Source organism: Phyllobacterium lublinensis (assembly GCF_020164435.1).
GTDB classification, from domain to species: Bacteria; Pseudomonadota; Alphaproteobacteria; order Rhizobiales; family Rhizobiaceae; genus Phyllobacterium; species Phyllobacterium lublinensis.
In genome coordinates, this window is record NZ_JAIUDQ010000037.1 from 1 (window position 1) to 859 (window position 859).

The 859-nt window shown below is 60.8% G+C and carries 1 pseudogene; it reads left to right on the forward strand.

Annotated features, from left to right (window positions below):
* Positions 1–859: pseudogene (locus tag K9U38_RS21895) on the forward strand (hypothetical protein); the annotation flags it as partial.

Below are 859 nucleotides of genomic sequence, written 5' to 3' on the forward strand. Positions count from 1 at the left end.
GGCTGCGCCTGGGGCCAATCTGACGGTTGGCGCTGCCACGGATGGCGCTGCCGTTGATTTTGGCGGCACTGCGGGGCCGCGCAAACTCCTGAACGTCGCGGCAGGCACGCTAAGTGAAACGTCCTTCGACGCCGTGAATGGCTCTCAGCTCAACAGTGTGGACCAGCGCGTCCACACCCTTTATGACTCGCTTGCGAAAACGATAGGCAGTGGAGATACGGTCGGCCGCGCTACCGGCCTCATGGGACTGCCCAGCTTCACGATCCAGGGGCAGGGCGCCTCCGATGTCACGAATGCTTTTGCCCTAGTCAATGGTCAATTCACCTTGCAGAGCAATGTGATCACATCTCTCAATGACATTTCCGTCCAGTATGCGTCCGACGATGCCAACGGGAATGGGATCATCGATGCTGGCGAGGTCGATTACACAAGCGTGCTGCTGCGCGGAACCGGCGGCACCACGCTCGGCAATGTCGCCAATGGAGCGGTCACCGCGACATCGACCGAAGCGGTCAATGGCTCGCAGCTCTTCGGTGCATCCAGGAACACCGCAGCGGTATTCGGCGGCGGTGCAAGCATCGATGTGAATGGCAATTGGACTGGGCCTGCCTACACGATCCAGAACACGACCTTTAACAATGTCGGCGATGCCTTGACGTCGCTGGACGGGCAGGTGACGAAGAACACAACCACCATCACCAACATCGACAAGCGGGTGACGACCAACGAAGGCGACATCACAACCATCAACACGAAGCTCGGCGACATCAACACCGGCAAGGCCGGTCTGGTGCAGCAGGCGGCCCCTGGGGCAGATCTGACGGTGGGCGCTGCCACGGACGGCGATGCCGTGGACCTC